This is a genomic window from Pseudomonas panipatensis (assembly GCF_900099785.1).
GTDB classification, from domain to species: Bacteria; Pseudomonadota; Gammaproteobacteria; order Pseudomonadales; family Pseudomonadaceae; genus Pseudomonas; species Pseudomonas panipatensis.
On sequence record NZ_FNDS01000010.1, the window covers coordinates 188,587 to 198,211 of the forward strand.

The window sequence follows — 9,625 nt, forward strand, 5'->3', positions numbered from 1 at the left end:
CGGCCCCGGAAGGTTTGAATTTTCACGACAACGGAAGGGATTGGCTGAACGTGAAGAAACCGCGCATTTTCCTCCCCAGCGCCGCCTGGGCCGCGCTGCTCCTGGGCATCGCCTGCTCCTGGCTGGGCGCCTGGCTGCTCGAACGCGGCAACGAGCGCCAGGCCATTGCCGCCGTGGCGCAGGAGGCGCGGCGCGTCGGCGACAGCGTGATCGCGCGCCTGCAGCTGTACCAGTACGGTCTGCGCGGCACCCGCGGCGCCGTGCTGATCGCCGGTGAACACGACATCGGCCGCGAGCTGTTCCGCCGCTACAGCCTGACCCGCGACATCGCCCGCGAGTTTCCCGGCGCGCGCGGCTTCGGCTTCGTGCGCCGGGTAGCGCCCGGCGAAGAGGCCGAGTTCCTCCGCCGCGCCCGCGCCGACGGCGCGCCGGACTTGCGCATCCAGCAACTGACGCCGCAGGACGGCGAGCGCTTCGTCATCCAGTACCTCGAACCCGAAGAACGCAACCTCGCCGCGCTGGGCCTGGACATCGCCTCGGAGAGCAACCGGCGCGCCGCGGCCTGGGCCGCCGTGCAGAGCGGCCAGGCGCGCCTGACCGCGCCGATCACCCTGGTGCAGGGAACGGAAAAGCCGCAGCAATCCTTCCTCATGCTGCTGCCGATCTATCGCGGCGGCATCACGCCACGGAGCCTCGCCGAGCGCGAGCGCCTGGCGTTCGGCTGGAGCGTCGCGCCGCTGATGATGAGCGAGGTGCTCAACGGCCTGGACATCGACAACCAGGCCGTGCAGTTCGAGCTGAGCGATATCACCGGCGAGCAGCCGCAATCGTTCTACCGCAGCGACGAACAGGCCGGCCCCGGACGCTATACCCAGACCGTGCAACGCGAGGTGTTCGGCCGCCGCTGGCAACTGGCGCTGAGCGCACGCCCACTGTTCATCGAGCGCCTGCAACAGTTGTCGCCCAACCTCCTGTTCGGCGTCGGCTGCCTGCTCAGCGCGCTGCTCGCCACCCTGCTGGCGGTGACCGAGGTGAGCCGCCAGCGGCGCCGCCAGATCATCGACGACCAAGCGCGCCTGGCGGCGATCGTCGAGTCCTCCGGCGACGCCATCATCGGCAAGACGCTCGACGGCGTGGTGACCAGCTGGAACGCCGGCGCCGAGAAGCTCTTCGGCTACAGCGAAGCACAGGCGCTGGGCAAGCGCGTCGTCGAGCTGCTGGTGCCCGCCGAACTGGTCGCCGAGGAGCGCGACATCCTGGCGCGCATCGCCCGCGGCGAGAACGTCGCCAGCCTGGAGACGCGCCGCCGCCACCAGGACGGCCGGCTGCTCGACGTGTCCGTCACCGTCTCGCCCATTCTCGGCGCCCACGGCCGCGTGGTCGGGGCCTCGAAGACGGTTCGCGACATCAGCCAGCAAAAGGCCGCTGAGGCGCGCATCCGCGAACTCAACAGCAACCTGGAACAACAGGTGGCCGAGCGCACCGCCGAGCTGCGCCAGCTCAACATGCTGTTCGGCAGCGTCCTGCAATCGGCTTCCGAGGTGTCGATCATCGCCACCGATCCCGACGGCCGCATCACCGTGTTCAACCGTGGCGCCGAGCGCCTGCTCGGCTACTCGGCACAGGAGGTGGTCGGCAAGGCCACCCCGGCGCTGATCCACGTCGACGCCGAAGTGGCCGCGCGCGGCGTCGAACTCAGCGCCGAGTACGGCCAGCCCATCGAGGGCTTCCGGGTGTTCACCGAGAAGGCGCAGCGCGAGGGCGCGGAGACCCGCGAGTGGACCTACGTGCGCAAGGACGGCTCGCGCGTCCCGGTGAGCCTGGTGGTCACCACCATTCGCGAGGACAACGGGCAGATCGCCGGCAACCTCGGCATCGCCGTCGACATCACCGCGCGCAAGGCCGCCGAAGACCGGCTGCGCCAGGCCCGCGACCAGCTGATGCTGGCCGCCGGCATCGCCGACCTGGGCATCTGGGCCTGGCACACCGACGACGACTCGCTGCACTGGAACGAGCGGATGTTCGAGCTGTACGAATACCCGCCGGCGCTCGGCGCCACCGGCATGACCTTCCAGCACTGGGTCGCGCGCCTGCACCCCGACGACCTCGACGCCACCCTCGCCTGCATGCAGGACGCCGTGGACGGACGCGGCACCTTCAATGCGGTCTTCCGCATCGTCCTGCCCGACGGCCGGACCCGCTACATCCAGGCCAACGCCCAGGTCGAGCGCGGCCCCGACGGCAAGGCCCGGCGCGTGACCGGCACCAACCTGGACATCACCCGCGAGCAGGAGCTGCAGACCTCCCTGCGCCAGGCCAAGGCGCAGGCCGACGCCGCCAACGCGGCCAAGTCGTCGTTCCTGGCCAACATGAGCCACGAGATCCGCACGCCGATGAACGCCGTGCTGGGCATGCTCCACCTGGTCCAGCAGACCGAGCTGAACGGCCGCCAGCTCGACTACGTGCAGAAGGCGCATTCGGCCGCCACCTCCCTGCTCGGGCTGCTCAACGACATCCTCGACTACTCGAAGATCGAGGCCGGCAAGCTGCTCCTGGAACCGCATCCGTTCGAGCTGGAAAGCCTGATGCAAGACCTCGCCGTGGTGCTCTCCGGCAACCTCGGGACCAAGGATGTCGAGATGCTCTTCGACCTCGATACCGAGCTGCCGAACGTGGTCGAGGGCGACCGCCTGCGCCTGCAGCAGATTCTCATCAACCTGGCCGGCAACGCGCTCAAGTTCACCAGCCACGGCCAGGTGGTGGTCAGCCTGCAGCAGGTGCAGCGCCTCGACGACAGCATCCGCCTGCGCGTCAGCGTCAGCGACACCGGCATCGGCATCGGCGCCGATCAGTTGCAGCGCATCTTCGAGGGCTTCACCCAGGCCGAGGCCTCGACCTCGCGCCGCTTCGGCGGCACCGGGCTGGGCCTGTTCATCTGCAAGCGCCTGGTGGAACTCATGGGCGGCGAACTGCGGGTGGAGAGCAGCCTCGGCGTGGGCAGCCGCTTCTGCTTCGACATCCCGCTGAAAATCGCCAGCGCCGAGTCGTTGCGCGCCGGCTGCCGTGGCCTCGGCAAGCCCTTGCGGATTCTGGTGGCCGACGACAACGACTGCGCCGGCGAGCTGATGCTGCGCACCTGCCAGGCATTCGGCTGGCAGGCCGACGTGGTCGGCGGCGGCGCCTTCGCGGTGGAGCGTTTCCGCCAGGAGCTGCGCGAGGGCCGGAGCTACGACGTGGTGCTGATGGACTGGCGCATGCCCGACCTCGACGGCTTGAGCGCGGCGCGGCTGATCCGCCAGGAAGCGCGGACGCCGACGCCGCCGATGATCATCATGATCACCGCCTACGGCCGCGAGATTCTGGCCGACGAGCAGGACAGCCCGACCCCGCCCTTCGTCGACTTCCTGACCAAGCCGGTGACCCCGCGCCAACTGGCCGACTCGGTGCAGCGCGCGATCGGCCACGAAGCGCAGCAGACACGCCCGCCTCGGCGCGGCAGCGCGACCCAGCGCCTGGCCGGGCGGCGCCTGCTGGTGGTCGAGGACAATGCGCTGAACCGCCAGGTCGCCGCCGAACTGCTCGCCGGGGAAGGCGCCAGCGTGCTGCTCGCCGAAGGCGGCCTGGAAGGCGTGCGCCAGGTGATGCAGGCCGAGCCGCCGCTGGACGCCGTACTGATGGACATGCAGATGCCCGACATCGATGGCCTCGAAGCGACCCGGCGGATACGCGCGGACAGCCGCTTCGCCGAACTGCCCATCGTGGCGATGACCGCCAACGCCTCCCAGGCCGATCGCCAGGCCTGCCTCGACGCCGGGATGAACGATCACCTCGCCAAGCCGATCGACAAGGAACAACTGGTCGGCCGCCTGCTCAACCAGTTCGGTATTCCCCAGAGCCCCGCCGACCCGGCCCAGGCGGCGAACGGCGCGGCCACGCTGGTCGAACCGCGGGACAGCATCCTCGGCCGTTTCGGCGGCGACCTGCGGCTGGTCCACCGCGTGCTGAAAAGCTTCGCGCCGGAAATGCAGCAGCATTTCGCACGCCTGGAAGCGCTGATCGACAGCGCCGACCTGCGCGCCCTGGGTGCCACCCTGCACACCATCAAGGGTAGCGCCGGCACCATGGGCGCGCGCCAACTGGCTGCGCGCGCCGCGACCCTGGAGGCCGACCTCGCGCAGTGCGACGCCAGCCAGCCGGCGGAGGCCCTGGGCCGCGTGCGGCTGGACGAGTTCCGCCAGTTGCTCGCTGCCAGCAGCCTGGCCCTGACGCACATGTTCGACAGCCCGCCGCTGCGCCCGGACGGCGCCGGCGCGGGGCACCTCAGCCAGCCGGAGATTCGCCAGCGCCTGGCTGACATACTTTTATTGCTGGAAACCGGTAATCTCGACGCCATCGGCCATTGCGAAGGCCTCGCGCAACAGAGGGCCATGGCCGAATCGGCACACTTCGCGCAATTCAGCGCATTGATCGAGTCCCTGGATTTTCGCGCCGCGTTGCGCGTCGGACAGGAATTGCTCAAGGAACTGCACCCGTGAGACAGCCCCGGCGAATGGGCACCGTCGAACGCCGTGACCGGCGCTGGCGACACGGGTCTGAAAGGATCATCGATGCTTCGTTACTGCCTTGCCCTGGCGCTGGCCATCGCGCCCCTCGCGGGCCTCAGCGCCAGCGAAACGATCCGGGTCAACCACCCGGACCTCAGACCGCTGATCTTCAGCGAAAACGCCCAGGTCGAAGGCCTCGCCGCGGAACTGGTCAGGCTCCTCGAACGCCACAGCGACGGCCGCCTGAAACTGACGTTCAGCGAGTCCCCCTGGGCGCGGGCGCAACTGAACACGCAACGCTCCGCGCATGATCTGATCGTGCCGCTGTCGCTCACCGAGCAGCGCCGCGCGCACTACTCCTGGCTGGTTCCGCTGTATGCCTACCGCTTCGTCCTGGCGACCACCGGGGAGCGCGCCGACTGGCCGCTCGAACGCCTGCGCCAGGGCCGCATCGGCTATCTGAAAGGCAATGCCATCGAACCGGAGCTGCCCGCCCTCGGCTTGCCGCGGGTCGAGCCGGTGACGCTCGAAAACCTCAACGTGAACAAGCTGATGCTCGGCCGTATCGACGCCTGGCTGGTCGCCGACCTGGCCCTGCGCCCGCTGCTGCAGGCCAGCGGCATCGACCCGGCGCGGGTGCATGTCGGTCCGCCGATCGGCGAGCGCAAGGTCGTCTACCTCGCCGGCCCGCTGAATTATCCGGCCGACCTGCGCGCCGCCCTCGAAGAGGCCGCCGCGAGCATGCGCCGCGACCCCGCCTACGCGGCCATCCTGCGTCGCTACGAGGCGGCGCTGCCCTGATCTCCCCGCGCCGGCTTCAGGCCGGCATTTCCGGCTCCGGCAAGGTCAGGCGGCGGGTGTGGAAGTCGTACTCGAAGAGTTCGGCATAGCGCCCCCACTCGATGACGACCTTGAGCACGCGCTCGGCCTCCTCCGCGTCCATGAATTCCTCCAGGCGCTCCAGCACGGCTTTTTCGGTGAGGCTGCCGGTGGTTTTCAGGCTGTCGAGAATGAACGCCGCCAGCGATACCCGGCCGCGGAACTGGCGGGCGAACAGGTCCTGGCGGCGCGCCTGGCGCGCGGTCACATAGATGCGTCCCTGGCGGGTCAGGCGAATGTCGCCGGCCACCACCTGGGCCAGGCCGAGCAGGCTCAGCGCCTCGCAGACCGGGATCAGCACCTCGTCGGGCAGCTCCGTCTCTTCGGCCAGGTGCGGCAGGTCGGCCTTGCCATTGAAGGGCTCGCCGGCGACCAGTTCGAGCACGCTCTCCATACGCGCGATATCGGCGTCGGGCAGGCGGTAGCCGAGGTCCACCGCCAGCGGCGCGCCCTTGGCGACCACCTGCTCGGGGCGCTGGGTCATCAGCTCGTAGACCTGGTCGATCAGCGCGCGCACCTCCGGCGAGTCGGCATTGCGCGGACGCGGCAGGTCGATGCGCAGCTCCGAGCGCACCCGCCCGGGGTCGCTGGAGAGCAGCAGGATACGGTCGGCCATCATCACCGTCTCCTCGATGTTGTGCGACACCACCAGGATGCTCTTGGTGCTGATGCGGCGCTCTTCCCAGAGTTCGAGCATGTCGTCGCGCAGAGTCTCGCCGGTGAGCACGTCGAGGGCCGAGAAGGCTTCGTCCATCAGCAGCACTTCGGGGTTCATCACCAGCGCCCGGGCAATCCCCACGCGCTGGCGCATGCCGCCGGACAGCTCGCGCGGCAAGGCGCCGCCGAAGCCGGCCAGGCCGATCAGCTCCAGCGCCGCGTCGGCCTGCCGTTCGCGCTCGGCCGGCGGCACGCCCTGCGCCTCCAGGCCCAGCTCGACGTTCTGCTGCACCGTCAGCCAGGGGAACAAGGCGAAGGACTGGAAGACCATGGCCACGCCACTGACCGGCCCGTAGATCGGCTGGCCGCGATAGCAGACCTCGCCGTGGTCGGCGGCCACCAGCCCGGCCATGATGCGCAACAGCGTGGACTTGCCGGAGCCGGAGCGCCCCAGCAGCGCGACGATCTCCTGCTCGTAGAGACAGAAATCGACGTTTTCGAGCACGTTGCGCGGGGTGCCGTCGGAAGTGAGAAAGGCCTTGCCGACGGCCTTCAGTTCAATCAGCGGACTTGCTTTCATCGACAAACCTCAGCGCCGGGTTTCCGCCAGCCGATACAGGCGGCTCCAGAAGAAACGGTTCAATAGCATCACGTAAATGCACATCACCCCGATGCCCAGGGCGATGCGGTGGAAATCGCCGCTATCGGTCATCTGCTTGATGTAGCTGCCCAGCCCGTTGGCGGACAGCGAGGTATCGCCCCAGGTGACGTACTCGGCGACGATGCTGGCGTTCCACGAGCCGCCGCTGGCGGTGATCGCCCCGGTGATGTAGCTGGGGAAGACCGCCGGCAGGTACACCCGCTTCCATTTCAGCCAGCCGCGCAGGCCGAGGTTGTCGGCGGCCAGGCGCAACTCGTTGGGAATGGTCGCGGCGCCGGCGACCACATTGAAGAGGATGTACCACTGGGTCCCGAAGACCATCAGCGGACTGAGCCAGATGTTCGGGTTCAACTGGTACTTCACCAGGGCCACCACCACCAGCGGGAACAGCAGGTTGACCGGGAACGCGGCGAGGAACTGCGCCAGCGCCTGGACCTTCTGCGAATAGCGCGGGCGCAGGCCGATCCAGATCGACACCGGCAGCCAGATCATCGACGCCAGGGCGATCAACAGCATCACCCGCAGCAGGGTGATGCCGCCCAGGCCGATCACGTGCAGGGTTTCCCCCCAGCCCACGTCCTGGCGCACGAACAGCGCCAGCCGGGCGAAGGCGCCCAGGCAGATCAGCACCAGCAGCACATCCCAGACCCGCGGCCACCACACCGGCATGCGCAGCCAGCGGCGGCGCGGCCGGGTGCCGTCGTGGCGCTGGCCAAACCAGCCCATGCAGCGCTGGAACAGACCGATCGCCCGCAGGCTGAGCGAGCGCAGCCAGCGCGTGCGCCGTCCCCAGTCGAGCACCCAGGAACGCTGCGCGGTATCGCCCTGGGACTCCTCGAAGCGGAAGCGGTCGGCCCAGGCCAGCAGCGGGCGGAAGAACAGTTGGTCGTAGAGCAGGATGCCGGTGAGCATGGCGCCGATGGCCCAGAGGATCGCCGTCAGGTCGCGCGCATCGATGGCCACCGCGATATAGGAACCGATCCCCGGCAACTTGATGTCCTGCCCGGCCACCGAAATCGCCTCGGCGGCGACCAGGAAGAACCAGCCGCCGGACATCGACATCATCATGTTCCACAGCAGCCCGGGCATGGCGAACGGCAGCTCCAGGCGCCAGAAGCGCTGCCACGGCGAGAGCTGGAAAATACGCGCCGCCTCGTTGAGTTCGGGCGGCACGTTGCGGAACGACTGATACAGGCTCAGCGCCATGTTCCAGGCCTGCGAGGTGAAGATGGCGAACACCGCGGCGCACTCCACGCCCAGCAGATTGCCGGGGAAGAGCGCGATGAAGGGCGCGATGGCGATGGCCTGGAAGCCGAGGATGGGCACCGACTGGAGCACGTCCAGCAACGGGATCATGGCCTTCTCGGCGGCGCGGTACTTGGCGGCGATGGCGGCGAAGAGGAAGGCGAACAGCAGCGAGAAACCCAGCGCGGTGAACATCCGCAGGATGGTGCGCAACAGGTAGTACGGCAGGTAGACCGGATCGAGCGAGATCGGCAGCGCCTCGCCGACCACGAACGGCCGGCTCATCTGCGTGGCGCCATAGGCGGCGGCCACCAGCAGCGCGAGCACCAGCGGCAGCAGAATCCAGTCCCAACGGTTGGGCGCGACGTCCCGAATACCAGACGAACTCGAAAATAGGAATGCCATGCAAACTCTCTTAGCGTCAGCCTGGGACGAGCATTCGGGGGGGCGAAATCGGTGAGGAGTATGGCCTAGCCAGCTTACCGTGCCATTACGGCCGCGCAGGCTGCCGGCATCGCCGGGGCGGCGTGTAAGTACCGGAAGCGGATTAAGCCCGACTTAAGGCGCGGCAATGTTACCCCATGCCAGCCCGGCCGAACCACGCCCACGCCTGCAACCGCCCACCACGGCGAAGACAAACGCGGCCTGAGTACGCGCTGCCGCAGGGCCTCGGCGAGCCCGCGCGCGGAGCGTCTTATCGTTCGCCACCACTGCCCTGGATGCCCGCCCGACCGAACCACCAAGGCTGGCGGATATCCACCCGCCTGCTGCCCGCCAGTACCTGCGGCTTATGGCGACGTGGCGCTAGGCTCAAGGAACTCTATGCTCTCCAGCAGTTTGAGCACTTGCGGCAGGCTTGATGCTTTGGGGTAAGCCACATAGCCGACCGCTTCGCTAGTACCGCAAAGAATTTGCTTCTGGTCAGTAAGGCAAAATGCCAATCCTTGAGTCCGCCTGCTCTCATCTCCCGTGGTTTGGTCGTCAGTCGATGCTGCACCGTCAGTGCCCTTCCCAGTCAGGGGATATAACTTCACTTTCGCGCTATTTTCCGGGTCATACTTATTCGGAAGGAGTTTCCATTTGCCATTTTGTTTATCAAAGCCAAGCTCAGTAAATGCACGCCAACCATCTTTGGTGTCACAAGTGAAGCGAATTGAAACCTCAACCGCGTGGCGAGCATTGGGATTCGGTGGGTAATTATAAAAAGCCATTTTAGGGGGCGAGTATCGACTTACCTTTAGCGACCCTCCATAACTATCCATAATTTTGAAACGGCAACCATTGAACTCCACCTCATGGACAATGGCTTTAGTAGGAGCCGCGCAGGCATTACCAACTGCAATTCCCCAAAGCATGACAACTGAAGAAAGACGTAGCATTTTAGATCTTCCTTGGCACATAGCCTTCCAGTTACCTATGCTCGCCACCAAAGGCATCGATAATCATGGCGACTTGGCGGCAGGCTCAAGGAACTCTATGCTCTCCAGCAGTTTGAGCACTTGCGGCAGGCTTGATGCTTTGGGGTAAGCCACATAGCCGACCGTTTCGCTAACGCCACAGAGAATCTGCTTCTGATCGGTAAGGCAGAAGCCGAGGCCTTGGAATCGTCTGGACCGTTCGCCTGTAGTTTGATCGTATG

The 9,625-nt window shown here is 67.1% G+C and carries 6 protein-coding genes; 2 read left to right on the plus strand and 4 right to left on the minus strand.

Going from position 1 to position 9,625, the window contains the following annotated elements:
* The first annotated feature begins 44 nt into the window (after window positions 1–44).
* Both BLQ74_RS21985 and BLQ74_RS21990 read left to right on the plus strand, forming a co-directional pair.
* Entirely contained in the window at window positions 45–4,535 is a 4,491-nt protein-coding gene (locus BLQ74_RS21985) for a PAS domain-containing hybrid sensor histidine kinase/response regulator (RefSeq protein WP_090266456.1), read from the plus strand.
* A gap of 72 nt (window positions 4,536–4,607) precedes the next feature.
* Window positions 4,608–5,345 carry a substrate-binding periplasmic protein gene (locus BLQ74_RS21990; protein WP_090266409.1) on the plus strand — a complete coding sequence of 246 codons (738 nt, stop codon included), beginning with the start codon at window positions 4,608–4,610 and terminating at the stop codon, window positions 5,343–5,345.
* 16 nt (window positions 5,346–5,361) lie between these two features.
* Here the strand turns inward: BLQ74_RS21990 and BLQ74_RS21995 are convergent, their stop codons facing one another.
* The 4 genes from BLQ74_RS21995 to BLQ74_RS27585 all read right to left on the minus strand — a co-directional run.
* Window positions 5,362–6,660 (minus strand): ABC transporter ATP-binding protein, encoded by a 1,299-nt coding sequence (locus BLQ74_RS21995; RefSeq protein WP_090266412.1) that lies wholly within the window; start codon window positions 6,658–6,660, stop codon window positions 5,362–5,364.
* 9 nt (window positions 6,661–6,669) lie between these two features.
* Entirely contained in the window at window positions 6,670–8,391 is a 1,722-nt protein-coding gene (locus BLQ74_RS22000; RefSeq protein WP_090266415.1) for an ABC transporter permease, read from the minus strand.
* A 383-nt stretch (window positions 8,392–8,774) separates the two neighbouring features.
* Window positions 8,775–9,365 (minus strand): hypothetical protein, encoded by a 591-nt coding sequence (locus BLQ74_RS27185; RefSeq protein WP_139199101.1) that lies wholly within the window; start codon window positions 9,363–9,365, stop codon window positions 8,775–8,777.
* 63 nt (window positions 9,366–9,428) lie between these two features.
* Window positions 9,429–9,625: hypothetical protein (locus tag BLQ74_RS27585; RefSeq protein WP_212633157.1), on the minus strand; the 197-nt coding region annotated here is incomplete at its 5' end.

Excerpts from the sequence above, each read along its gene's own strand:
- BLQ74_RS21990 (WP_090266409.1), top strand. The coding sequence starts at position 4,608 with ATGCTTCGTTACTGCCTTGCCCTGGCGCTGGCCATCGCGCCCCTCGCG.
- BLQ74_RS21995 (WP_090266412.1), bottom strand. The coding sequence starts at position 6,660 with ATGAAAGCAAGTCCGCTGATTGAACTGAAGGCCGTCGGCAAGGCCTTT.
- BLQ74_RS22000 (WP_090266415.1), bottom strand. The coding sequence starts at position 8,391 with ATGGCATTCCTATTTTCGAGTTCGTCTGGTATTCGGGACGTCGCGCCC.
- BLQ74_RS27185 (WP_139199101.1), bottom strand. The coding sequence starts at position 9,365 with ATGCTACGTCTTTCTTCAGTTGTCATGCTTTGGGGAATTGCAGTTGGT.